Raw genomic sequence first — 24,832 nt, 5'->3', positions numbered from 1 at the left:
TTTTGGGTCGATTGAGTTCTTGGAATACTTGTGACGGCGGGGCTTTAGGCAGCTTGCGCGTCCCCCAGGTGGATCTGCCAATGCCGGCAGGCCGCTTCCAGAACCAGGGTCTCGCCCTCGGCAAGGTGAGCATCGGCCCGCGCCGCCGCCAGGGCCAAGGTCAGCACCTTGCGCTGCAGCAAGGGCTCATCAACTTCGGCCATCAGCGCGGCCATGCTTTGCTCGTCGACGCTGGACATCATCGAGGCCGAGCCATATGCATTCACCAACAAATCCTCGCAGAGCGACTGCACGATAGGCCCCAAACCGCCTGGCGCCAGGCCCAACTGCCCTGCGGCGTCGAGTTGCTGCAGTGCATTGAACTCCGATAGGCTGACGTTGCCATCGGCGATCAGCACGAGGGCCACGATGCGGGCGGCGGCTTCCGCGCTGTTGCGAGGGTAGGAACGCATGGTGTTTGTCCTTTATGAGTGGCGAGGTGGGGTGGTCTGATCCGTTGAGCGAAGCATTGAGGTTCAGGCCTGTCTTGGAGTATGGGTCCGATACATGAAGGAAAAACCGGTGTTTTATTGATGTTTACTTCTGAAAATAAGAAGTTATGCGAACCTCAGGCCGGGCCTCACGAGCAAGAACCAAGGTCAGCTCCGTTCACTTTGCCGGTCATCAATTCGCGCGGGCTCCGGGTCGCCTCACTTGAAATCCCGGCTCCGCTCCAACCCCAAGCGTCCGAGCAGCGGCGTCAAATCATCGAAGCTGCGAGCGATCAGATTTCTCACGCCGTTTTCATGCTGCCAGACGCCGTGCACGGCCAAGAGCCGGGCGGCGCGCACGACGATGCGGTGCTCGGCATAGATGTCGGGCCAGACGATCACCTGCACGCTGCCGCTTTCGTCTTCCAGGCTGATGAAGAGCGTGCCATGGGCCGTCTGCGGGCGCTGGCGCACGGTGACGATGCCGCAGGTGTGTGCCTTGCGGCCATTCGGCCAATGCTGTAGTTGCTCGGAGCTTTTCAGCCCGAGTTTGGCTAGGCGCGGGCGGAGCAACTTGAGCGGGTGGCTGCGCAAGGTCAGGCCCAAGGCGGCATAGTCCCAGATCACTTCCTCGCCCTCGGGCGCTGCCGGTAGGTCTAACTCTTCATCTGCGCTGAAGGCGCCCTGCAGCAGCCGCGGCTGGGCGCGCAGGGCCGAGGCCTGCCAGACCTGCTGGCGGCGCTGGCCGGCCAGCGACATCAGCGCATCGGCGGCGGCGAGTTGCTGCATGTCTTGCTGGTCCAACTCGGCGCGCAGGGCCAGGTCTTGCGCGTCGTTGAAGGGGCCGGCCTTGCGGCGCTCGGCCTCAATCCGTGCTGCTGCGGCCTTGCTGAGGCCCGAGATCAAATGCAAACCCAGGCGCACCGCCGGCTGCTGGCTGCCTTCAAGAGTTTCCAAGCTGCTCATCTGCTCGCTCTCGTTGACGTCGGCCGCGCGCACCTCAATCTGGTGCCGGCGCGCATCCTGCACCAGCTGGCTGGGTGTGTAAAAACCCAGCGGCTGCGAGTTCAAGAGCGCGCACAAAAAAGCGGCCGGCTCATGCCGTTTGACCCAGCAGGACACATAGGTCAGCAGCGCAAAGCTGGCCGCATGCGACTCCGGAAATCCATAGGACGCAAAGCCCTTGATCTGGCGAAATATCGCCTCGGCAAACTCGTCCTGGTAGCCGCGTTCGCGCATGCCTGTGAGGATCTTCTCGTGGAAACGGGCCAGATCACCAGGCCGCTTCCAGGCCGCCATCGCGCGCCGCAGCTGATCGGCCTCGCCGGGCGAGAAGCCGGCCGCGATCATCGCCACCTGCATCACCTGCTCTTGAAAAATCGGGATGCCGCAGGTGCGCTCTAGCGCCGCGCGCAACTCGTCCTTGGGGTATTTGATCTGTTCGGGCGGCAGCGCTCGGTTCTTCAGGTAGGGGTGGACCATGCCGCCGGCAATCGGCCCCGGGCGCACCAGCGCGACCTCGATCACCAAATCGTAAAAGCAGCGGGGTTTAAGGCGCGGCAGCATGGACATCTGCGCGCGCGATTCGATCTGGAACACGCCGATGGTGTCGGCCTTGCAAATCATGTCGTAGGTGGGCTGGTCACCCTCGGGCACATCTTTGATGCCGAAAGGTTTGCCGCGCAAGCTGCTGATGAGGTCGAAGCTGCGGCGCAGCGCGCTCAGCATGCCCAGCGCCAGCACATCGACCTTCATCAGGCCGAGCGCGTCGATATCGTCCTTGTCCCACTGGATCACGGTGCGCTCGGCCATGCTGGCGTTCTCGATCGGCACCAGGCGGCTCAGCGGCCCCTCGGTCAATACAAAGCCACCGGGATGCTGGCTGAGGTGGCGCGGCATGCCCATCAGTTGGCGGCTCAGGCGCACCAGCTGGCGCAGTTTGAGGTCATTCGGGTCCAGCCCCAGCTCGATCTGCAAAGCTTGCAGGCGCTCGTCCGGCAGGCTCTCTTCGCTCCAGCCGCTGTGGTCCTTAGCGAGCTTTTCGACCAAGGCTTCGTCCATATTCAAAGCGCGGCCGACGTCGCGGATCGCGCTGCGCGGCCGGTAGCTGATGACCACGGCGGTCAGCGCGGCACGTTCGCGGCCGTATTTGCGGTACAGGTACTGGATTACTTCCTCGCGGCGCTCATGCTCGAAGTCCACATCGATATCGGGCGGCTCATTGCGCTCGCGGCTGATGAAGCGCTCGAACAGCATGCTGGAGCGCGCCGGGTCCACCTCGGTGATGAACAGGCAATAACAGACGATGCTGTTGGCGGCCGAGCCGCGCCCCTGGCAGAGAATCTCGCGGCCGCGCGCGAAGCGCACGATATCGGCCACGGTGAGGAAGTAATGCTCGTAGCCCAGTTCATGGATCAAGCTCAGCTCATGCTCAATCTGGCTGCGCAGCTTGGTCCTTATGCCGCCGGGCCAGCGCCGCACCACCCCGGCCTCGGTCAGCGCGCGCAGATGGGCCGTCGGCGTGCTGCCGGCAGGGATCACCTCGCTGGGGTATTGGTAGCGGATCTCGTCGAGCGAAAAATCGCACAGCCCCGCCACCACCAGCGTTTCGGCCAGCAGCTCGGCCGGGTAGAGCTGGGCCAGGCGCAGGCGGCTGCGCAGATGACGCTCGGCGTTAGGCTGCAGCTCAAAGCCGCAGTCGGCGATCGGTTTGTTCAGGCGGGTGGCGGTCATCACATCCTGCAGCGGTTTGCGTGAGCGCCTATGCATATGTACATCACCGCAAGCGACCAGGGGCAGGGCGGTCAGCGCTGACAAGGCGCGCAGGCGCTGCAACCACATCTCGTCACCCAGCTCGCGCAGCAACTCGACACCCAGCCAGGCGCGGCCCGGCACCTGCTGCAGCAGCCAGCGCGCCGGGGCCAAGAGCTCTGCGTCGCTGGCCGTGCGCGGCAGCAGGGCGATGAACAGGCAATCGGCCAAGGCCGGCAGCTGTTCTTGCAGTTGTGACCAGCGTAAACAATACGTGCCCTTGTCGGCCGCGCGGCGCAGTTCGGTGATGAACTGGCAGAGATTGCCGTAGCCGTTCAGATGGCGTGCCAGTACCAGCAGCTTGAACAGCGGCTGTTCCGTCTCATCTTGCACAAGGAATTCGGCGCCAATGATCAACTTCAAACCGCAGGATTTGGCAGCCACATGCGCCCGCACCACACCGGCCAGCGAGCATTCATCGGTTAAGGCCAAGGCGGCATAGCCCTGCGCATGCGCGCGCTCCACCAGCTCGGCCGGCGTCGAGGCGCCGCGCAGAAAGGAGTAGTTGCTCAGGGCATGAAGCTCGGCATAGGCGCTGATCACGCTCATCAGGCAAACACCCCATGCAAAAACCAGCCATGTTCGAACTCGGACAAGCGCTGCTGAAACACCCACAGCACGAGGTGGCCGGCGCTCAGCGCGAGAAAGTAGTCGCGCTGCACCTGAGCATGGCCATTCGGCAAGCTTGCATCAAGCTGCCACCAGCCGCCCTCGATGCGCTGCGGCCCGGCCAGTAGCTGCAGTGGTGCTTGCTGGTACTGGGGGCGGTCCTGATGCACGCTCAGGCGCAGTGGGCTGCTGAGCAACCAACTCGGTTGCGGGTAGCTTGGCCCACGCACGGCCGATCTGGGTGCTGCGCCGCTGCTCGCCCAGGCCTGCCAATGTTGCATCGCTTCCAGCCGGTGGTCCTCTTGCAAATGGCCGCAGCGCACCCGCTCGGGGCTTAAACGCACGGAGATGCGTTCCAGCAATTGCGCCAGCGGTTCCAGCGCTTGATCGGGTGCGGCCGGCAGCAGGCTGGCGCTGGCCTCGATCAAGGGCAGGACTTCGCCCGCTTGCAGGCGAATCTCACCGGCCGGCGCGGCCAGCGTCAGCTGCGCCAGATGCTCGCCCAAGAGCCGCGAGAGGTGACCGAAGTCGCGCGTGCAGTGGCTGGTGTGGATCTGTAGCGAGCCGCCGCTGCCCACGCCGCGAGCCCGCATCGCGTCATGCTCCCAGTGCAGGGTCAGCACCTGGATGCCGGCATGGCGACCTGCCAACCAGGCGCATAACTGCAAAAGCAGATGGCGCACATACTGAAGCAAGAGCTGCGCATTCTCGACCCGCTGCGGCAGCTCCAGTCGGGCCTCGAATTCGGCCGGTGCCTGCAACCAAGCGTGCGCCTCGGGCTGCAGGCTCAGCGCCTGATCCAGCGTCTGCAGCAAGGCCTTGCCGAAGCGTCGGCTCAGGCCCGCACGCGGCAGCCGCCGCACATCGCCGAGCGTGCGGCAGCCCAGCCGCGCCAGCATGGCTGCCTGCGCCTGCACCGCGCTCAGACAGTGCAAGGGCAGGCCATCAAGGATTTCTGCGATGGGCCGGCTCAGACCGTCGCTGACGGCCGCGCGTGCCAGCGCCAGTGCGGCCAGGCTGGTCGGCGCCCAGGCGAGGGCTTGCAGGCTCAGGCCGGCCTGGGCGGCGCTGCGCCGTACCCGCTGGTGCAAGGCCTCGGCGCCGCCAAACAGCCGCAGGCAGGCTTGCACTTCGAGCACCACCGCTTCTTCGAGCCTAGCGACCTTGGGGCTGAACTGCAGCGCCCACCAAGCCAGCGCTTGCTGGGTTTGTTCGGGGTCAGCGCTGCAGGACGGCGGCTCATCGGTGGCTGATGGCGGGCTGGGGAGCAGGGCGAGCCAATGCATGGCGAGCCTCCACGGTATTGGGCAGCTGAATCTGTGGCTGGGCCCGGCTCAGCATCTGCGGTGTCAGCACCTGCGCCAGATCGGCCGGCATGGCCGGCAGGCTCAACAGCCCCTCGTGGCGCGGGCCGCGGCGTTTGAGGACATGCACTTGCAGCGTCCAGCCCGAGCCGGTGCTGACACACAGACGCAGCGGCGCGGCCGAGGGCTGCGTTTGCACGGCCAGCGGGCGGAACAGAAAAATCGGCGCATCCATCACTTGAGCGCAGCTTTGCAGGCGGCGGATTTGCTCGGGCGCGGCGCGTGGCAACCAGGCCAGGATGGCGGCGCTGGCATTGGCCTTGATCGCCTGCTCCAGCGTCCAGAGCTGCTGGGCCGGTGTTTCGGGGGCGATCCAGATCAGCCGGTGGGGCGGCAGCCCGGCGCGCTGCAAACCGGGCAGATGGGGCGTGAGCGGCGGGTTGATTAACAAGAGCGGGCGCTCGGGGCGAAGGGCCTTGGGCCGGCTTGATGCACGACTAAGCCTGCTCGTTGCGCTAGGCAAGGCCTGGCTGGCTGGGCTTCCAAGCAGCAAGCGCAGCGTTGGCGCCAGCAGCCGCCATTCCAGCGTGGCCACGCTGTCGCAGAGGATCTCGCTCAGGCTCTGGCTTGGCCAGCCGCCACCCGGCAGCTCGGCGTCCAGCGCGGCAAAGCCGCTGCCGACGCAGGCACTGCGGCTGGAGCCCAAGCTGCTGGCGCGCCAGACCTGCGCCCGCAGCAAAGCATCCAGGCGAGCGCTGTTGGCGGCGGCTGAAGCTGCTGCGGCGCCAACATCGTCAGGCAGCGCCGAGCTTTGGGGGGCGGGGGCGAACATGGTTTGGGGGTAATCAATTTACTGTATTTTTGTACAGTATACGGCCATGCCCTCCGCTGGCAAGAGCGGCGGCAGGAGTGCCTCATATCCAGGGTCGGCCAGGGCCTTGCTTGGCGTGCGCGCTGTCCTGGTGACGCCAGGCGGTGTCTCAGCGGCAGGAGTCAGCCGGCGGGATGATGGATATGGAGGGGCAGTTTTAGCTCGACCCGACAACCTGCTCCGGCGCTGCTGAGAATCTTGATCTCGCCGCCCAAGCTCTGCGTGACCAAGCGGTATGCCGCATGCAGCCCCAGGCCTGAAGAACCCTGGCCGAGCCGCGTGGTGAAGAAGGGGTCGAACACATGGTCGAGATGCTCGGCTGCTATGCCGCGGCCATTGTCCTCGATGCGCAAGACATAATTTCCATTATCAACGGTGCAGGAAAGGGTCAAGCGGCACGGTGGCGCTTGATCCTGAAATCCGTGCAGCAGGCTGTTTTCGATCAGCTGAGCCAGTACTTGGCCGAGCGCGCCGGGGTCACTGCACAAGCTCACGGCTTGCAAACCCTGGGCATCGACCTCAACCTGGCCGGCGCGCAGGGCCGGCGCCATCACAGCCAGCGTGTTTTCAATCACCTGCAGCGGATTGAATGTCAGCACTTGCTGGCTCGATTGTTCGATCGCCAGCGCCTTGAAGCGCTGGATCAAGTCGCCCGCCCGGTGCAAGCTGCGCCCGGCAATGTCCAGGCCTTCTCCCATGGCCCGGTGCATCTGCGTCAAGTCTTGGCGGCGCATGCGGTTCTCATCAAAAGCCTGCACATTCGCTCTCAGGCTGTCGCTCATGGTGCTGGTGGCCAGGATCGCGTTACCGATGGGCGTATTGAGCTCATGCGCCACGCCGGCCACCAGATAGCTCAGCGCAGCCTGTTTTTCGCGCTCCAGCAGCAAGCGCATCGCATGCTCCAATTCTCGGCTGCGTTCCTCGACTTTGAGCTCCAGCGCGTCGCGCGCGGCTTTCAGCTCTGCTTCGGCTTGGCGGCGTATTTCGATCTCGTCTTGCAGGCGCAGCAGGCTGCGTTTGAGTTCGTGGTTGCGCTCGGCCAGTTCCAACTCCAACTGATTGCCCTGTTTGCGCAGGTATTCGTTCTGAGCCTGGGTGCGGGCGTGGCCCAACATGCCCAGCAGGCTGTTGCTATTGTTCAGCCGCATGGCGGCCAGTTGTGACTGTTGCAACTCCATCTGCTCTTTGCGGGCGGCCAGGGCTTCTTCCCACAGGCCTGCTTCCTCAGCGCATTCGGCCCGGCGGCGCAAGGCGCGCCCCAGGATGGGCCATTGCGAATGACTGCGGGCCGAGTCTCTGGCCTGCCGGAATAGCTCAATCGCCTGCGCATGCTGGCCCGATTTCCAGGCGACCAGGGCGTGGTTTTGCAAAAGGAAGGTTTCTTGTTCTTTGTTGATGGGGTGAGCGTTGTGCGTGGCTTCGGCCACCGCCAGCAGTTGCCGCGCTTCATCCAGACGCCCGACCCACAGGCGCTGGTTGGCCAGATTGACCGCGTCGCGGAACAGCCGGGCCGGCTGGGCCAGCGTCAGCGCCTCCGCATAGAGGATTTCCTGCCAGTAGGTGGCGTCAAGCGGTCGGTCCAAAAAGGAATAGGCGGCCGCCAAATTGACCAGCAGGCTGTAGCGTTGCTCGGTGCTTAATGCAGCCAGGCGCTGCGCGTCATGCGCCCAGGGTTCCAGCTTGTCGACGGCCTGCTGGTACATCTCGGTGTCATGCAGGATCTTGGCCGCCAGATTGAGGCAGCGAAACAGGTTCTCCGCATCCTGCAGCGCTTCAAAAATGGCTTCGGCTCGGCCCAGCGAGGCCAGCGCCAGCGCGCTCAGATGTGATTTGCTCTGAAAGCGGGCGAGACAGGTCAGCGCATCGGCCAGCGGCCGTTGTTCAGCTTGTGTCAGGCACAGCTGCTCGGCGCGGTCCACCAAGGCAAATGCTTGATCGACCATGTCTTGTGTGACGCCGTGCGGCATGCTGTTGCGCAGTTCACGGCTGCTCAGGCTGATCAAATCGCCCGGGCTCAGGTCATTGCGCAGCCGCAAGTCCTGCAGCAAGCGCGCCACTTGCGCGCGGTCGCTGCTGTCGAGGTAGAAATCGAGGCGGGAGAGGGTCGCAGCGATGTCGGGACTGTTGCCCATAGAGAGAACTTCGGCCGTCCTGTCGGTTTGGTCTGCCATGCTCACGCAACAAATGTTGGATGCGAGAAATTCTTAGAGGTGAGCACCCTATCACCCTGAGCGAAAGGATAGCAGTTCGTCAAACCGTTCGGCAGGGCGCTCCTAGAGGCGGGCGACGCTTTTGTGCTTGTCGCCCGCCTCGTTTCCTGCGCCTGTGAGCGCTCAGGACTTGGTCGCCAGCAAACCTTCCAGCTGATCCATCGCGAGGTTCATGCGCCGCACCAGCGCACGGTAAGGTTCCGGCGTGGCCAAGTCCAGGCCGGCCGCGCGGGTCAGCGGATAGGGGTCGGCGGATTTGCCGGCCTTGAGCAGGGTGAAGTAACGCTCCAGCATGGCGGTGTCTCCCTTGGCAATGCCTTCCGCAAAGAAGGCCCCGGCGCTGATGCAGGTGGCGTATTGGTAGACATAGAAATCACGGTAAAAGTGCGGGATATAGGCCCACTCGATGCCATAGATATCGTCGATCTTGACCACGCCCTGGGCGTCACCGTGGTAGCGCTTGAGCAGATCCAGGTAAATCTTGCTGAGGCTCTCGCCGGTGACGGGCTCGCCCTTTTCGACCGCTGCATGGGCGGCCAGTTCGAACTCGGCAAACATGGCCTGGCGGAAGAAGGTGGCGCGCAGGTTCTCGAGTTGCTGGCTGAGCGCAAAGATCTTCTCGTCGCGGGTCTTGGCGTTGGCCACCATGTAATCGGCCAGCAGCAGCTCATTGGCGGTGGACGGGATCTCGGCGATGAAGGTCGCGTAACCCGAAGTTTCATAGGGCTGCGAGTTCGAGTAGACCGTGTGCATCGCGTGGCCCCACTCATGCGCCAGCGTCGAGACGCTGTTGTAGTCGCCGTTGTAGCTCATCAAGAGATAGGGGTGCACATCGTAGGCGGCGCCGTTCATATAGGCGCCCGAGCGCTTGCCGCGCTGTGGCAGCGAGTGCATCCAGTTTTGCTTGAACGCGGCGCCGAGTTTTTGCGTGTAGTCCTCGCCCAGCGGCTTCAGCGCGGCCAAGGTCAAAGCCTCGGCCTCGGCCTGGGTGTAGGCCCCGGCGGGCTTGGCCAGCGGTACATACATGTCCTGGTAGCCGGCTTGTTTGAGGCTCAAGACCTTGCTGCGCAGCTTGAGGTAACGGTGCAAGGTGGGTAGGCCAGCATTGGCCTCTTGCACCAGGGTCAGGTAGACGGCTTCGGGAATGTTGTACTCGGCCTGCGCCATCGCCACGCTGCTGGGGTAGTTGCGAGCCTTGGCGTTGAAGACCGTGCCGCGCAAATTGGCTGCATAGACGGCGCCCAGCGTGCGCTCATAGTTTTTGTAGACCGGCCAGAAGGCGTCGAAGACCTGCTTGCGCACCTTCGGGTCCGGGTCGGAGCGGTAAGCGGTGTACTGTTCCTGATCCAGCGCCACGTCTTTGCCACGGATCTTGATCTTGGGCCAAGGCAGATCGGCATTGGTCAGCAAGGTGTAGATCTGGCCCGGCTGCTGCAGCGTTTCGCTGGCAGCGGCCAGCAGTGCTTCCTCCTTGGGGCTCAAGGTGTGCTCGGCCATGCGCAAGATGGTTTGCAGCGACTGCCGGTGCTTGGCCAGGCCTGGCTCGGCAGCAATGAAGCCCTCGACCTTGGCGCGGCCCATCGCGGCCACCTCGGCGTTGACGAAGGAGACGGCCTCGCCATACTGGTTGTAGATCTGGTCGCCGAGTTGGCTGCGCGCTTGATTGGCGGTGATTTGGGTGTCCTCGTCGGCCTTCATGCTGGCGTAGGACTGCAGGCGTGACAGACGGCGTTGCATCGCTGACATCAAATCCAGGCCCTTGAGCAGGCTCTGTGCGCTTTCGCCCAGCGTGCCGGCCAGCGCCTTGAGCTTGGGGAACTCGGCTGCGATGGCCTGGCGCTCGGCCTCCCATGTGGCGTCGTCGGCGTAGAGCTGGGTCAAGTCCCACTGCTGCGCACTGGCTGTGCTGGGCGCCTTGGCGCTGCTGGTGACGGGCTTGCTGGGGGTGCTGGCTGCTTGTGCGTTGCTGAGCAGCAGCAGGGTGGCGGAGGCCAGGGCAATAGCGCTTAATTTCATGGACTGTCTCTTCGCTTGTGGCGGTTTTGATGATGTGGGGGCCAGCTTGCGGCCGGCAACGGCCGCCATTGTGCAGTGCCCGTGCCGTGCAGGCTTTCGTCATGCCTGCGCGGCGGGGTCGGTAGCAGCGCCGGGTTTCGGGTGACAGAGGCGGGTCTGTCGCCCTTGGTGCATTGTTGTGTCCATGCCGCAGCCACCCTGCAGATGAGGGGGGTAAATCCGGCGATCCGGGGCGCGGAAGTCTTGGGCTGGGGTAATCTTAGGGTTTTCACCAGTTCTTCATTCCTGGTCGTTGATTCGAAGGCGAGCTTAGATGGCGTTGACAGAAGATTTTGAGGCGGCCTCGGCGCCAGCAGTGGCTTTTGCCGCCTTCGGGGCCGCCGCCACTTCGCGCCTCTTGCTGCGCCCGCCAAGGGCCGACGATCTGGAGGCCGTGTTCGAGTTGCACGCCGATCCGGTCTGCACCCGCTGCAGCGCCAGCGCCACCTTGGTGGGGCGCGACGAAGCGCAGGTTTTGTTGCAGGGCTGGCTTGATCATTGGCAGGCGAATGGTTTTGGCTATTGGGTGATCAGCGCGCGCGAGCAGCCCGATGTCGTGCTCGGCTTTGGTGGCGTGATGCACAAGACGGTCGATGGCGTCAACGGCCCCTATCTGTATTTCCGCTTCCGCCCGCAAGCTTGGGGCCAGGGCTTCGCCTCCGAGATGGCCTTGAAGGCCTTGAGCCTGAGTTTTGACGCCCTCCAGCAAGCCCATGTGCTGGCCGTCGTGTTGCCGGCCAACACGCCCTCGCGCAAGACGCTGGAGCGCCTGGGCATGCTGTTGAAAAGCGCGCTGGCCGATGTGCCGGGCCAGCCACCCAGCCTGGTCTACGAACTCAGCGCCGCGCGCTTTGCCGGCCTGCCCAAGGTGCAGCCCCAGCCCACACCGTTTGGTGCTTGAGCGGGGCCGAGGCGAGGCTCTCAGCCCCGCGCCTGCTTAAAGCTCGGCCGCCCCCAGGCCGGTGGACTTTGCATAACTCGCGCGCTCAATGTCTTGCAGCTCCACGCAGAGCTGCACCGACTGGGTCTTGGGCCAAGCACAGGCTTGTTCCAAGACCTGCAGCAGGCCGGCCGAGAGGGTTTGCTTGAGCTGCGCCGAGCGCCCGCTCAGCAAGGCCAGCTTGACATGCACAAAGGCCTCGTTGTCTGGGTGGTTGCTGACATGCGTGCCGACCAAATAGGTGTCCAGGCGAATGGCTCGACTCTTGATGTCTAGCGCCTCGAATTCGCCACTGTTCAGCAGCAGCTTGTTGAGCGCCAATAGCGCGTCAGCGGCCTTGAACAGGGGGAGGTTGCTGGTGTATTCGAGGGTCAGGTGGGGCATGGTGACTTTCAATCGATGCGGCAGCGGCTCGGGGTGAACGCGCTGGCGGCAAGCTGCGGATTTTCATCGATTGCGCGCCAGGGCGCTTGCGCCAGCGCAGGGGGAATGCTTGTCAAGCACCCAGAGGCGCAAAGGGATTAGGGAAACTACGCGGCAGGGAAGTCCCTTGCTCTGTAGAGGCAAAGCTGTGCCCGCAGCGAACTAGGATAGTGCCTGATTGATGAACACAGCGCCCCAAACTTGGGCGCCCCGTTTCACAAGGAGGCCCAGCACCGTGGCGACGACTTTCCCCCGGCTCTTGATCGAGCATGCCGCGCAGCGCCCGCAAGCGCCGGCGCTGCGCGAGAAGGAGTACGGCATCTGGCAAACGCTCAGCTGGCGTCAGCTTGAGGCCTTGGTCGCTGAGTTGGCGCATGGTCTGGCGGCGGCCGGCTTGCGCCGGGGCGACCATATTGCGCTGGTGGGCGAGAACCGGCCGCGCTTGTCCGCAGTCGTCTTGGCCGCGCAAGTCCTGGGGGCGATCCCGGTGCCGCTGTACTCCGACGCGGTCGCCGCCGAATTTGTGTTCCCGTTGGCTAACGCCGAAATTGCTTATGCCGTGGTCGAGGACCAGGAGCAGGTCGACAAGATGCTGGAGCTGCGCGAACAATGCCCGCAGCTGCGTTGCATCTGGTACGACAAGCCGCGCGGCCTGCGCAGCTATGTGGAGCCCGGCCTGGCGTCCTTGGATCAGCTTTGTGCGGCCGGCCGCGAACATGCCAAAGAGCGTCCCAACTTCTTTGCCGAGCAGGTGGCGGCCACGCAGCCCGGCGACAGCGCCGCGATGTTCTTTACTTCGGGCACAACCGGCAACCCCAAGGGCGTCGTCCACACCCATCTGAGCCTGATCGACCGGGCACAGGCCGGCGCGCGCTTTGACAAACTGACATCAAGCGAAGAGGTCCTGGCCTATTTGCCGCCGGCCTGGATAGGCCAAAACATCTTCAGCTACGCGCAGTGGTTGGTCTGCGGCTATGTGGTCAATGCGCCCGAGTCGGCTAGCACGGTGACCATAGACCTGAAGGAAATCGGCCCGAGCTACTACTTCGCGCCGCCGCGCGTCTTCGAGGGCCTCTTGACCAGCGTATCGATCAGGATGGAAGACGCGAGCCGGCTCAAACGCTATTTGTTCGAGCGCTGCATGCGCCTGGCGCGGCGGGTTGGCCCCAGCTTGATGGACGGCCAGGCCGTAGGTCTCGTGGATCGCTGCAAATACGCATTGGGCAATCTGGCCATTTACGGCCCGCTGCGCAACAGCCTGGGTTTCTCACGGGTGCGGGTGGCCTATACGGCCGGCGAGGCGATAGGGCCGGACTTGTTCAGCTTCTACCGTGCCATCGGCATCAATTTGAAGCAACTCTACGGTTCGACCGAGACGGCGGTTTTCGTCTGCCTGCAGCCCGATCATCAGGCCCGCGCCGACACGGTCGGCGTGCCTATCGATGGGGTTGAAATCAAGGTCGCCGAGGGCGGCGAGATCCTGGTCAAGTCGGCCGGCCTGTTCAGCGGCTATTACAAAAATCCGGCCGCCACGGCCGAGGCCTTGACGCCCGAGGGCTGGTATCACACCGGTGACGCCGGCTTCATCGACGGCCATGGCCATCTGAAGATCATTGACCGCGCCAAAGATGTCGGTCGCATGGCCGGTGGCCCGTTTGACGGCGCCCTGTTTGCGCCCAAATATGTGGAGAACAAGCTGAAGTTCTTCCCCTTCATCAAGGAGGCGGTGGCCTTTGGAGACCAGCGTGCCAGCGTCTGCGCCTTTATCAATATCGACTTCGAGGCGGTCGGCAACTGGGCCGAGCGGCGCAATCTGGCCTATGCCGGCTACACCGATCTGGCGCAAAAACCCGAGGTCTATGAGTTGATCAGAGGCTGCGTGGAGCAGGTCAATGCCGATTTGGCCGAGGACGTCGCCTTGGCCGGCAGCCAAATAGCGCGCTTGCTGATTTTGCACAAGGAGCTGGATGCCGATGACGGCGAGTTGACCCGCACCCGCAAGGTCAAGCGCAGCGCGATTGCCGAGAAATATGCGGTTTTGATTTCGGCGCTGTATGACGGACGCCGATCGCAGTTCATTGAGACCGCAGTCAAGTTTGAGGATGGGCGCAGTGGCTCGATATCGGCCGATTTGAAGATCGTCGATGCGAAGACATTCGCCTCGGTCGGGAGGGCCGCCTGAATGTTTGCCCCCACGTTTGCGGCTTCGCCGCTTCTCAGCCTCCCGAGGGGGCGCTCAACGCCCTTGGGGCGGCCCGGCGGACGTTGATATGAGCAGCAAGAAGATCGGCGACATCATCCTCGAGGTCAAGAACATCTCGCTCGCCTTCGGCGGCGTGAAGGCGCTTACCGACATCAGCTTTGATGTGCGCGAGCATGAAATCCGCGCCATCATCGGCCCCAACGGCGCGGGAAAAAGCTCGATGCTGAACTGCATCAACGGCGTCTATCAGCCGCAGCAAGGCGAAATTACCTTGCGCGGCCAGCATTTCAAGCATATGAATTCACGCCAGGTGGCCGAGATGGGCGTGGCGCGCACCTTTCAGAATCTGGCCCTGTTCAAGGGCATGAGCGTGCTGGACAACATCATGACCGGGCGCAGCCTGCACATGAAGCGCAATCTGCTCTGGCAGGCGCTCAGATGGGGGGCGGCCGAGCGCGAGGAGAACGAGCAGCGCGAAAAGGTCGAACGCATCATCGACTTTCTGGAGATTCAGGCCTACCGCAAGACGCCTGTTGGGCGGCTCTCTTACGGCCTGCAAAAACGTGTCGACCTGGGGCGTGCCTTGGCGATGGAGCCGCAGGTTTTGCTCTTGGACGAGCCTATGGCTGGCATGAATGTCGAGGAGAAGCAGGATATGTGCCGCTTCATCCTCGACGTCAATGACGAGTTCGGCTGCACGATTGTGTTGATCGAGCACGATATGGGCGTGGTGATGGACATTTCTGACCGTGTCGTGGTCTTGGATTACGGCAAGAAGATTGGCGACGGCACGCCCGCTGAAGTAAGACGTAATGAAGACGTCATCAGTGCCTATCTCGGCACCAGCCACTGAAAGCGACCGATGGGTGCATTTCTTGAAATACTCTTCGGCGGCCTGATGACCGGCATGCTTTATTCGCTGATCGCCTTGGGTTTTGTCTTGATCTACAAGGCCAGCGGCGTGTTCAATTTCGCCCAAGGGGCGATGGTGCTGTTCGCCGCCCTGGCGATGGCGCGTTTTGCCGAATGGGTTCCCGGGCTCACGGGCCTCAGCCACCCCGTTGCTGTCAATGCGCTGGCTTTTGGCCTGGCCTTCCTGCTGATGATTGGCTTGGCCTGGGGCATTGAGCGCCTGGTACTGCGCCATCTGGTCAATCAAGAGGGCATCACGCTCTTGATGGCGACCTTGGGGGTGACCTATTTCCTCGAAGGCCTGGGTCAATCGTTGTTTGGCTCGGATATCTACAAGATCGATGTCGGCATGCCCAAGGACCCGATTTTCTTGTTTGAGAAGACTTTCGAGGGCGGGCTGCTGGTCAATAAGGAAGATCTTTATGCCGCCTTGATCGCTGCCTTGATGGTGGCCCTGCTGGCGCTGTTTTTCCAGAAGACGGCGACCGGCCGCGCCTTGCGCGCGGTGGCCGATGATCATCAGGCGGCGCAGTCGATAGGCATTCCGCTGTCCACCATCTGGGTCATCGTCTGGAGCGTGGCCGGCTTTGTGGCCCTGGTGGCCGGGGTCATCTGGGGCAGTAAGCTAGGCGTGCAGTTTTCGCTCTCGCTGGTGGCGCTGAAGGCCTTGCCGGTGGTGATTCTGGGCGGGCTGACCTCGGTGCCCGGCGCCATCATCGGCGGCTTGGTGATCGGGGTGGGCGAGAAGCTGAGCGAGGTCTATATCGGCCCGCTGCTGGGCGGCGGCATCGAGATCTGGTTTGCCTATGTGCTGGCGCTGCTGTTCTTGCTGTTCAGGCCACAGGGGATGTTCGGCGAGAAGATCATTGACCGCGTGTAGCGCGGTCAATGATCTTTCGGCGCAGGCTAACTTTGCGCGGCAAAGTTAAGCGAACGCAGTGAGCGGCCGGAGTCAGAAGATCATCGAGGTTAAATAAATACATGTTCTACAGAGAAAACGGCCAGTTCAAAACCAGCTATCGCGCCGACGGCCAGATCTTCCCGATTCGGCAGGACCAGATCGCTATGGCCTTGCTCTTGCTGATCGCCCTCGTTGGTGTGCCGCTGTTTGCGTCCGAGTATTTGTTCCGCGCCATCTTGATTCCTTTTTTGATTCTGTCGCTGGCGGCCTTGGGGCTGAATGTGCTGGTTGGCTATTGCGGGCAAATCTCCTTGGGCACCGGCGCCTTCATGGCGGTCGGGGCTTATGCGGCCTATAACTTTCATGTGCGCATCGAGGGCATGCCCTTGATTGCTTCGCTGCTCCTGGGCGGGCTGTGTTCCACCTTGGTCGGCGTGCTGTTCGGCATTCCCTCGCTGCGCATCAAAGGCCTGTATCTGGCGGTGGCAACGCTGGCGGCGCAGTTTTTTTGCGACTGGGCGTTTTTGCGCATCAAGTGGTTCACGAATGACTCGCCGTCCGGCAATGTGTCGGTGTCCGGCCTGCAATTGCTGGGTTGTAGCATCGAGTCGCCGGTGCAAAAGTATTTGTTCTGTCTGGGCTTTGTGCTGGTCTTTGCGCTCTTGACCAAGAACCTGGTGCGGTCCGCGATTGGCCGGGAATGGATGGCGATGCGCGATATGGACGTGGCCGCCGCGGTGATCGGCATACGGCCTGTGTACGCCAAGCTGAGCGCCTTCGCCGTCAGCAGCTTCATCGTCGGCGTGGCTGGCGCCTTGTGGGGCTTTGTGCACCTGAGCAGCTGGGAGCCGGCGGCATTCTCGATCGACCGCTCGTTTCAGCTCTTGTTCATGGTCATCATTGGCGGCCTGGGTTCGGTGATGGGCAGCTTTTTTGGCGCCGCCTTCATCATCATCTTGCCCATCGTCTTGGGGCAGATCCCGCATTGGTTCGGCATCCCGATGCAGACCGAGACCGCCTCTCATCTGGAGTTCATGATCTTCGGCGCATTGATTGTGTTCTTCCTGATTGTTGAACCACACGGTATCGCGCGCCTGTGGTCCACCGCCAAAGAGAAGTTGCGCCTGTGGCCCTTTCCTCATTGATTCCTCATTGATGCCGCATTGAATTTTCATTGATCAGCCCTTGTAATCACGGAGACGAAAAACATGAAACTGAAATCGATTGCTTTTGTTACCAGCTTGCTGCTTGGCCTGCCTGCCTTGGCCGCCACCGAGCAATTTTTCCCGGTGCTGGTCTACCGCACCGGCGCCTACGCGCCCAATGGCACGCCTTGGGCCAACGGCTATGTGGACTATCTGAAGCTGGTCAATGCGCGCGGCGGCATGAACGGCGTCAAGATCACGTTTGAGGAATGCGAAACCGGCTACGCCACCGACCGCTCGGTCGAATGCTATGAGCGCTTGAAGGGCAAGGGTGCTACCTTGTTCCAGCCGCTCTCCACTGGCGCCACTTTCGCGCTGACCGAGAAAGCGCCCGGCGACAAAATCCCCTTGATCACCGCCGGCTATGGCCGCAGCGAGTCGGCCGATGGCGGCGTTTTCAAATGGAACTTCCCGCTCTTGGGCACCTACTGGGTGGCGGCCGATGTGCTGCTGCAGCACATCGCCAAGAAGGAAGGCGGCTGGGACAAGCTCAAGGGCAAGAAGATCGCACTGGTCTATCACGACAGCCCCTACGGCAAAGAGCCTATCCCGCTGCTGCAGGAGCGCGCCAAGATGCATGGTTTCGAGCTGCAACTGCTGCCCGTGACCGCACCCGGGGTTGAGCAAAAAGCCACTTGGCTGCAGGTGCGCCAGAGCAAGCCCGACTACACCTTGCTGTGGGGCTGGGGCGTGATGAACTCGACCGCCTTGAAGGAGGCGCAGGCGACCGGCTACCCGCGCGAGAAGATGTATGGCGTCTGGTGGGCCGGCGCCGAGCCCGATGTCAAGGATGTCGGTGACGGCGCCAAGGGCTATAGCGCGGTCACCATCCAGCATGGCGCCGAGCCGAATGCCAAGGTTGTGCAGGATGTGCTCAAGGAGCTGCACGCCAAGGGGCAGGGCACAGGGCCTAAGGAGGAAGTCGGGCAGGTGCTCTATATGCGTGGCCTGCTGTCGGCGATGCTTGGCGTGGAGGGCGTCAAGCGTGCGCAAGAACGCTTCGGCAAGGGCAAGCATATGGACGGCGAGCAGGTCCGTTGGGGCCTGGAGAATCTGGCCCTGGACCAGAAAAAGCTCGACGCACTGGGCCTGGCCGGTGTGATGCGGCCGGTGTCGACCTCTTGTGTCGATCACATGGGTTCAAGCTGGGCGCGCGTGCACAGCTGGGACGGCAAGCAATGGAAATTCAGCTCCGACTGGTATCAGGCCGACGACAGCCTGATCAAGCCCATGGTCAGGGCGACCGCCGACAAATACGCGGCGGACAAAAAGCTCACGCGCAGAACACCCGAAGACTGCCAGTCTTGATAGCGAACGGGGGCTTAGCGTGAGCAATTCGGACATCTTGCTGAACGTTAACGGCATCGAGGTCATCTACAACCATGTGATCTTGGTGCTCAAGGGCGTGTCGCTGCAGGTCAGAGAAGGCTCGGTCGTGGCTTTGCTGGGTGGCAACGGCGCCGGCAAAACCACGACGCTGCGGGCCGTCTCCAATTTGCTGGCCGGCGAGCGCGGCGCCGTCACCAAAGGGTCTATCGAGCTGCGTGGCGAGCGCATCGACAAGCTCTCGACGGCCGACTTGGTCGGGCGCGGCGTGATCCAGGTGATGGAGGGGCGCCACTGCTTTGCCCACCTCAGCATCGAGGAAAACCTGCTGACCGGCGCCTACACCCGCCGCGACGGCAAGGCGGCGGTGGCGGCGACCTTGGAGAAGGTCTACAACTACTTTCCAAGGCTGAGAGACCGCCGGGCCACCCAAGCCGCTTACACCTCGGGCGGCGAGCAGCAGATGTGCGCAATTGGCCGCGCTTTGATGGCCAAGCCCAAGATGGTCTTGCTTGACGAGCCTTCTATGGGGCTGGCCCCGCAGATTGCCCTGGAGGTGTTCGAGATCGTCAAAGACCTCAACCAGCGCGAGGGCGTGACATTTTTATTGGCCGAGCAAAACACTCATATGGCTTTGCGTTATGCCGACTATGGTTACATCCTGGAGAACGGCCGCGTGGTGATGGACGGCGCAGCCTCGCTGTTGAGCGAGAACGAGGACGTCAAGGAGTTCTACCTGGGCATGGGCGGCGGAGATAGGAAGAGCTTCAAGGATGTCAAAAGCTATAAGCGCCGCAAGCGCTGGTTGGCCTGAGGCACGGCTGGGCAGCAGGCAAGGTAGGGACTGGACTGTATGAACGACGAACAATTTTTTGCCCCACCGGCCTTCAAGCCGGACGAGGCGCTGCAACAACTCAAGCGAGCGCTGCGCGACAGCCGCTCGCTGAGCGAGCGCAACAACCAGTTCAGCCTGCAGGGTCAGGTCGTGCTGGAGCTGAGCGTGGCTGACTCGATCCTGCATGCCCGCTTGGCCAAGCGTCCGGCGCGCAGCCCGGACTGGGACTTGCGGGACTGCAAGAACAGCAGCGAGGCGCGGGCGCTGCAAGACGAAATCAAGCGCCGCCTGGCGCGCTGGACGGACGAAACCCCATGAGCAGCGTGCAGTCGGGCCTGTTCTTCGACGCCAAGGAGTGCCTTGATCCGGCCGAGCGCGAGCGCGCCCTGATGGCGGCGCTGCCGCAGCAGATCGCGCATGCCCAGGCCCAGGCGGGTGCATATTCGGAGCTGTTTGCCGGTCTGGACGCGCGCGGCATCAACAGCCGGGCAGCGCTGGCGCAGCTGCCCGTTACCCGCAAGGCCGAGCTGTTAGCGCGGCAGCAGCGCCTGCGCGCAAGCGATCCATTTGGAGGCTATGCAACGATTGCTTGGGGGCTGCGGCGCGGCGCCCGGCGGGTCTTCCAGTCGCCCGGCGGCGTCTATGAGCCTGAAGGCGAGGCCAGCGACTATTGGCGCGCCGCGCGGGCGCTGTTTGCGGCCGGCTTGCGCAGCGGTGACTTGCTGCACAACAGCTTCAGCTACCACCTGACGCCAGCCGGCTCAATGATGGAGGGCGGCGCGCACGCGCTGGGCTGCACCGTCTTCCCGGGTGGCGTTGGCAATACCGAGTTGCAACTGCAGGCCATTGCCGATTTGCGGCCAAAAGCCTTTGCTGGCACGCCGAGCTTTCTGCGCATCCTGCTGGAGAAGGCGGCCGCCATGGGCTTGGATGTCGGCGCCTTGAAGACCGCGCTGCTCAGCGGCGAGGCGCTGCCGCCCTCGCTGCGCGATTGGTTTGCCGAGCGCGGGGTGGCTGCTTTTCAATGCCTCGCCAGCGCCGATCTGGGTTTGATTGCCTATGAAACCGCTGCGCGCGAGGGCTTGGTGCTGGCCGAGGGCTTGATTGTCGAGATCGTGAGGCCGGGCACGGGCGAGCCCTTGCCGGACGGGGAGGTGGGCGAGTTGGTGTTGACCAGCTTGAATCCCGACTACCCCTTGATACGTTTTGGTACCGGGGACCTGTCCGCGGTGCTGCCGGGCCTGTGCCCAACCGGGCGCAGCAACACCCGCATCCGAGGCTGGATGGGCCGCGCCGATCAGTCGGTCAAGGTGCGCGGCATGTTTGTGCACGCGGCCCAGGTGGCCGAAATCATGCAGCGCTTTCCTGCCCTGGGGCGTGCGCGCTTGCTTGTCGAGGGTGAGATGGCGCAAGACCGCATGAGCTTGAGAATCGAGTCTGCGGCCGGCGCCGATGAGGAGGGCCTGTGTGAACGCATCGCCGCAGTGGTGCGCGAAGTCACCAAGCTGCGTGCCGAAGTGCAGTTGCTGGCGCTCGGCAGCCTGCCCAACGATGGGCGGGTTATTGAGGATGCGCGCATTTATGCCTAATCTGCTTGGGCTGGCAGCACTTGCCCCGCTCGGCAGGCTTTCGGCTTCGTTATAGTGCGGCTCGCCGCCGTCAAGGTGGCGCGCCAAGTCATCCCATTTCTCGCACTTTCTTTCTATTCAAGGCCACGCACATGTCAACAGCTCGGATCGCACCAAAGTCATTGTCTTGGCCTAGCTTGGGGCCGATCTGCCTCGCTTGCGCTTTGGCTCTGGGCATGTCGGCTTCGGCGCGTGCCGATGATGTGGCCGATGTGCAGGCGATGTTGGCCGGCGGCAAGGTTGCCGAGGGTTTGAAGAAGGCGGACGACTTGCTCAAGGCTAAACCTGGCGACGCGCGCCTGCGCTTGCAGCGCGGAATCGCCCTGTCCCTGCTGGGGCGCAACCCCGAGGCGATCGAGGTGTTCAAGAAGTTGGTCGCGAGCAACCCGGAGATGCCTGGCCCTTACAACAATCTGGCCGTGCTCTACGCCAACCAGGGCGACTATGAAAAGGCCAGGCAATCGTTGGAGCAAGCGGTCAGGGCCAACCCCGACTACGCCACCGCCTATCAAAACCTGGGCGACATCCATGCGCGCCTGGCCGAAAAAGCCTATGCCAAATCGCTGTCACTGGACAAGAATGACCTGGCACTGCCGCTGAAAATCGCGGCAGTCCAGAATGTCTTCGAGCCCGGCGCGCCGGCTCGTACCAGCCCGCCAGCGGCAAAACCGACTCCCGCACCTAGCCCTGCAGCCGTCGCTGCGGCGCCTGCCCCTGCTCCTGCCAAGAGCCCTGCTGCACCTGCTGCTGCGGCAGTGGCGGCAAAAGCCAGCGCTGAATCTGCGAAGCCTGCTGATCCGCTCACTTCGGCCGTGCTGTCCAGCCTGTCGGGTCAGCCCGCCAAGGTTGCTGCCAACACGCCCAGCACGACCAACGCCAGTAGCACAAGCAAAGCGGCCCAACCCGCCACAGCCCCTGCTCCTGCCCTTGCTGCAGCGGCCAAGCCGGCGGCAGCGGCCGCTACGGCCAAGGTCGACACCTCGGCCAGCGACAGCCAAGCAGTTCGAACAGCGGTTGACGCCTGGGCTGCGGCCTGGAGCAAGCGCGATATGTTTGCCTATTTCGCCGCCTACGCCCCCGATTTCAAGGGCAAGGCCGCCAGCCGCAAGGCCTGGGAAGCGGACCGGGTTGCGCGTATTTCCAGCAAGAAGGAAATTTCGGTGGTGCTCAGCGATGTGCAGGTCAAGCTTGAGGGCAACACCGCCACCGCGAGCTTCAAGCAAGACTACCGCGCCGACGCCTTGAAAATGAAGAACGACAAGACCTTGGCGCTGATCAAGGGCAAAGCCGGCGATTGGCAAATCACCAGCGAAAACTCCAACTGACAGGCCATACGGCCTCTTAGAGCTTCAGCGGCAGCCGGCGCAGGCGCTGGCCGGTCAGCGCGAACAAGGCGTTCGCGACTGCCGGAGCGATAGGCGGGGTGCCCGGCTCGCCGACGCCGCCCGGAGGCGCGCTGCTCGGCATGATGTGGACCTCGATCACCGGCATCTGCGCTATCCGAATAACTTCATAGCTGGGGAAGTTGCTCTGCTCGATGCGGCCGTTCTTGATGGTGATCTCGCCGAACAAGGCGGCCGACAGGCCGTAGACGATCGCACTTTGCATCTGCGCCTCCACCGTGTCGGGGTTGACGACCACGCCGCAGTCGATCGCGCAGACGAACCGGTGCACGCGCGGCTGGCCGTCTTGCACGGACACTTCGGCGACCTGGGCGCACCAGGATCCAAAGCTTTCATGCACGGCAATGCCGAGTGCTCGGCCGGCGGGCAAGGCTTGGCCCCAGCCGGCCTTGGCGGCAGCTAACTCCAGCACCGCGCGGTGGCGGGGCTTTTCGGCCAGCAGGACGCGGCGGTATTCAAGCGGGCCCTTGCCGGCCGCATGGGCCAGCTCATCGATGAAGCCTTCGGTGAAGAAGGCGTTGTAGGAGTGGCCGACGCTGCGCCAGGAGCCCACCGGCACAGGGGTCTTCACGCGCAGTTGGCGCACGCTCAAGTGAGGAATTGCGTAGGGCAGGTCAAACGCGCCTTCGATCTGGTTTTTGTCCGGCGAGTCCGCGGCAAAGGCGGGTAGCAGACGTTCGGTGGTGGACAGGCCTATCGAGGGCGCAGCTACCCGATTCAGCCAGGCAAGGGCTTGGCCCTGCTCGTCCAGCGCGGCGGCGAAGCTGGCCATCGCGGCTGGGCGGTACATATCGTGCTGCATGTCTTCTTCACGCGACCAGATCAGCTTGACCGGCTGACCCTTTGTTCGCATCGCGATCAGCACCGCCTGCTCGATCATGTCGAGCTCCAGCCGGCGGCCGAAGCCGCCGCCCAAGAGCGGCACATGCAGCGTCACCTGTTCGCTGTCCAGGCCGGCAATCTTGGCGGCGCGCCAACGTGCCAGCGACGCGACTTGGGTGCCGCACCAGACGGTCAAATGCCCGTCCTTGAACTGGGCGGTGCAGTTGATCGGCTCCATCGCCGCATGGGCCAAGAATGGCGCCGAGTAAGTCGCCTCCAATTTGCGCGAGGCTTGGCTCAAGGCCTTGTCGGCATCGCCTTGGCTGCGAAAACCGCTGCCAGTGTCACTGCCGGTCAATGCGGCTTGCAACTGAGCGCTGATCTGCGCCGAGGCTAGCTTGGCGTTGGGGCCTTCGTCCCATTCGACGTTCTGAGCCTCCAGCGCGGACTTGGCGCGCCAATAGCGGTCGGCCACGACGACCACGGCTTGGTCTTGAATCACAAAAGCGTCCGCTACGCCGCGCGCGGCCTTGGCCGCACTCGCATCAAAGCGCAAGACCTTGCCGCCCAAGACCGGGCATTGGCGAATCGCGGCAAACAGCAGGCCAACGGGTTTGACGTCGATGCCGAACTCGGCACTGCCATTGACCTTGGCCGGGATGTCGGTGCGCGCGGTGGGCTTGCCGATCAGGCGGAATTCGCTGGGGTCTTTGAGCTTCACATCGCTGCGCGGTGCAATTTTTGCTGTGGCAGCCGCCAACTCGCCAAAGCCGATGCTGCGGCCGCTGGGCGGATGGCTGACCACGCCGGCCCGCACGCTGCAAGTCTCGGCTGCCACGCCCCAGGCTTGCGCGGCGGCGTCGACCAGCATCGCTCTGGCCGTCGCGCCGGCCAAGCGCATCGGGGCCCAGGCATCGCGTACGCTGGAGGAGCCACCGGTGACTTGCAGACTCAGCGCATAACCGACTTTTTGTACGGAGCGACGCGCGATGCGAGCCAGCAGGCTGTCATCATCGCTGGCGAAGGGCAGCACATTGAGCAGCAGCGCGGTGTTGGCATAGATTTGGGCGACAGGCGCCTGCTCGGTGCTGACGCTGGCCCAGTCGGCGTCCATCTCCTCGGCGACCAGCATCGCCAAAGCGGTGTGCACGCCTTGGCCCATCTCGGCGCGCGGCGAGGCGACGATGACGCGACCGTCCGGCATGATCTTGACCCAGCCGTTCAGCGCGACTTGCTCGCCGCTGGTGGGGAAACTGTGCTTGTCGCCCAGGCGCGAGCGGGCCGAGGGCGGTGTCGTCAGGCTCACGCCCAACAAAACGCCGCCGCCCAGCAGGCCGCCGGCGATCAAAAAACCACGGCGCTTCATGCTGAAGCTCCGTTCAGCTGAGCTGCGGCGAGATGTATGCCCGCTCGAATGCGCTGGTAGGTGCCGCAGCGGCAGATATTGCTGATGTTGGCGTCGATGTCGGCGTCTGTAGGCCGGGGTTTAGCTCGCAGCAAGCTGGCTGCAGCCATGATCATGCCGCTCTGACAGTAGCCGCATTGGGGGACTTGCTGTTCAATCCAGGCCGCTTGCAAGGCGGCGGTGATGCGGTCGGGTTCGGCCTCGATGGTTCGTATGCTCTTGCCTTCCAGCGCCATGATGGGCATTACACAAGAGCGGGTTGCTACGCCGTCTACCTCGACCGTGCAGGCACCGCAGCTGGCGACGCCGCAGCCGAACTTGGTTCCAGTCAGGCCCAACTCGTCGCGCAGCACCCACAGCAGCGGGGTCTCGGGTTCAATATCCAAGCTGTGGCGCTGGCCGTTGATGGTGAGGTTTGTGTTCATGGTCGCCATGCTAAGCTTCAAGCCGACTTGAAGGTCAAGCAATTTTTTTTGAACGTTCGGGCAGGGGCTAAATG

Annotated in this window: 19 protein-coding genes; 10 read left to right on the top strand and 9 right to left on the bottom strand. The window is 63.3% G+C overall.

The genetic code is table 11. The features are described 5' to 3' along the window. Nucleotides 1–44 precede the first annotated feature (44 nt). From LNV08_RS15165 to pepF, 6 genes are all read right to left on the bottom strand, one after another. Entirely contained in the window at nucleotides 45–452 is a 408-nt protein-coding gene (locus tag LNV08_RS15165; RefSeq protein ID WP_263534562.1) for a TerB family tellurite resistance protein, read from the bottom strand. Nucleotides 453–689: 237 nt separating this feature from the next. Beyond that, the gene (locus LNV08_RS15160) at nucleotides 690–3,830 is read right to left on the bottom strand and encodes an error-prone DNA polymerase (protein ID WP_263534561.1); all 3,141 of its coding nucleotides are present in this window, start codon (nucleotides 3,828–3,830) and stop codon (nucleotides 690–692) included. Then, complete coding sequence (locus tag LNV08_RS15155; protein ID WP_263534560.1) at nucleotides 3,830–5,176, bottom strand: Y-family DNA polymerase; 1,347 nt, start codon at nucleotides 5,174–5,176, stop codon at nucleotides 3,830–3,832. Before LNV08_RS15155 ends, LNV08_RS15160 begins: the two co-directional genes overlap by 1 nt. After that, nucleotides 5,130–6,026: a recombinase RecA gene (locus LNV08_RS15150; protein ID WP_263534559.1), complete on the bottom strand. Its 897-nt coding sequence runs from the start codon at nucleotides 6,024–6,026 to the stop codon at nucleotides 5,130–5,132. The genes LNV08_RS15155 and LNV08_RS15150 overlap by 47 nt, the downstream gene beginning before the upstream one ends. A gap of 161 nt (nucleotides 6,027–6,187) precedes the next feature. Further along, nucleotides 6,188–8,197 (bottom strand): ATP-binding protein, encoded by a 2,010-nt coding sequence (locus LNV08_RS15145; RefSeq protein WP_263534558.1) that lies wholly within the window; start codon nucleotides 8,195–8,197, stop codon nucleotides 6,188–6,190. A 201-nt stretch (nucleotides 8,198–8,398) separates the two neighbouring features. After that, the gene (pepF, locus tag LNV08_RS15140; RefSeq protein WP_263534557.1) at nucleotides 8,399–10,291 is read right to left on the bottom strand and encodes an oligoendopeptidase F; all 1,893 of its coding nucleotides are present in this window, start codon (nucleotides 10,289–10,291) and stop codon (nucleotides 8,399–8,401) included. A 313-nt stretch (nucleotides 10,292–10,604) separates the two neighbouring features. Between pepF and LNV08_RS15135 the strand changes: the two genes are divergently transcribed. Then, on the top strand, nucleotides 10,605–11,231 hold the full coding sequence (locus LNV08_RS15135) for a GNAT family N-acetyltransferase (RefSeq protein ID WP_263534556.1): 627 nt from the start codon (nucleotides 10,605–10,607) through the stop codon (nucleotides 11,229–11,231). 36 nt (nucleotides 11,232–11,267) lie between these two features. On the opposite strand, the gene LNV08_RS15130 is transcribed toward LNV08_RS15135, so the two are convergent. Continuing rightward, on the bottom strand, nucleotides 11,268–11,654 hold the full coding sequence (locus LNV08_RS15130) for a 5-carboxymethyl-2-hydroxymuconate Delta-isomerase (protein ID WP_263534555.1): 387 nt from the start codon (nucleotides 11,652–11,654) through the stop codon (nucleotides 11,268–11,270). A gap of 274 nt (nucleotides 11,655–11,928) precedes the next feature. On the opposite strand from LNV08_RS15130, the gene LNV08_RS15125 reads away from it, so the two are divergent. The 9 genes from LNV08_RS15125 (at nucleotide 11,929) to LNV08_RS15085 (ending at nucleotide 22,028) form a co-directional block, all read left to right on the top strand. After that, nucleotides 11,929–13,875 carry an AMP-dependent synthetase/ligase gene (locus tag LNV08_RS15125; protein WP_263534554.1) on the top strand — a complete coding sequence of 649 codons (1,947 nt, stop codon included), beginning with the start codon at nucleotides 11,929–11,931 and terminating at the stop codon, nucleotides 13,873–13,875. 88 nt (nucleotides 13,876–13,963) lie between these two features. Next, the gene (locus LNV08_RS15120; RefSeq protein ID WP_263534553.1) at nucleotides 13,964–14,749 is read left to right on the top strand and encodes an ABC transporter ATP-binding protein; all 786 of its coding nucleotides are present in this window, start codon (nucleotides 13,964–13,966) and stop codon (nucleotides 14,747–14,749) included. 9 nt (nucleotides 14,750–14,758) lie between these two features. Next, nucleotides 14,759–15,688 carry a branched-chain amino acid ABC transporter permease gene (locus tag LNV08_RS15115; RefSeq protein WP_263534552.1) on the top strand — a complete coding sequence of 310 codons (930 nt, stop codon included), beginning with the start codon at nucleotides 14,759–14,761 and terminating at the stop codon, nucleotides 15,686–15,688. 101 nt (nucleotides 15,689–15,789) lie between these two features. Further along, entirely contained in the window at nucleotides 15,790–16,854 is a 1,065-nt protein-coding gene (locus tag LNV08_RS15110; RefSeq protein ID WP_263534551.1) for a branched-chain amino acid ABC transporter permease, read from the top strand. Between the two features lie 63 nt (nucleotides 16,855–16,917). Beyond that, on the top strand, nucleotides 16,918–18,222 hold the full coding sequence (locus tag LNV08_RS15105) for an ABC transporter substrate-binding protein (protein ID WP_263534550.1): 1,305 nt from the start codon (nucleotides 16,918–16,920) through the stop codon (nucleotides 18,220–18,222). Between the two features lie 19 nt (nucleotides 18,223–18,241). Further along, nucleotides 18,242–19,054 carry an ABC transporter ATP-binding protein gene (locus LNV08_RS15100; RefSeq protein ID WP_263534549.1) on the top strand — a complete coding sequence of 271 codons (813 nt, stop codon included), beginning with the start codon at nucleotides 18,242–18,244 and terminating at the stop codon, nucleotides 19,052–19,054. Between the two features lie 39 nt (nucleotides 19,055–19,093). Next, complete coding sequence (locus tag LNV08_RS15095) at nucleotides 19,094–19,393, top strand: hypothetical protein (RefSeq protein ID WP_263534548.1); 300 nt, start codon at nucleotides 19,094–19,096, stop codon at nucleotides 19,391–19,393. After that, nucleotides 19,390–20,664, top strand: coding sequence for a phenylacetate--CoA ligase family protein (locus LNV08_RS15090; protein ID WP_263534547.1), 1,275 nt, complete (start codon nucleotides 19,390–19,392; stop codon nucleotides 20,662–20,664). The genes LNV08_RS15095 and LNV08_RS15090 overlap by 4 nt, the downstream gene beginning before the upstream one ends. A 215-nt stretch (nucleotides 20,665–20,879) precedes the next feature. Beyond that, nucleotides 20,880–22,028, top strand: coding sequence for a YybH family protein (locus tag LNV08_RS15085; RefSeq protein WP_263534546.1), 1,149 nt, complete (start codon nucleotides 20,880–20,882; stop codon nucleotides 22,026–22,028). Between the two features lie 16 nt (nucleotides 22,029–22,044). On the opposite strand, the gene LNV08_RS15080 is transcribed toward LNV08_RS15085, so the two are convergent. Further along, on the bottom strand, nucleotides 22,045–24,294 hold the full coding sequence (locus LNV08_RS15080; RefSeq protein WP_263534545.1) for a xanthine dehydrogenase family protein molybdopterin-binding subunit: 2,250 nt from the start codon (nucleotides 24,292–24,294) through the stop codon (nucleotides 22,045–22,047). Further along, nucleotides 24,291–24,758 (bottom strand): (2Fe-2S)-binding protein, encoded by a 468-nt coding sequence (locus LNV08_RS15075; RefSeq protein ID WP_263534544.1) that lies wholly within the window; start codon nucleotides 24,756–24,758, stop codon nucleotides 24,291–24,293. Before LNV08_RS15075 ends, LNV08_RS15080 begins: the two co-directional genes overlap by 4 nt. Between the last annotated feature and the right edge of the window lie 74 nt (nucleotides 24,759–24,832).

This window comes from Paucibacter sp. TC2R-5 (genome assembly GCF_025717605.1).
Lineage (GTDB): Bacteria > Pseudomonadota > Gammaproteobacteria > Burkholderiales > Burkholderiaceae_C > Paucibacter_A > Paucibacter_A albus.
This window is presented reverse-complemented; position numbering and strand designations above follow the sequence as displayed.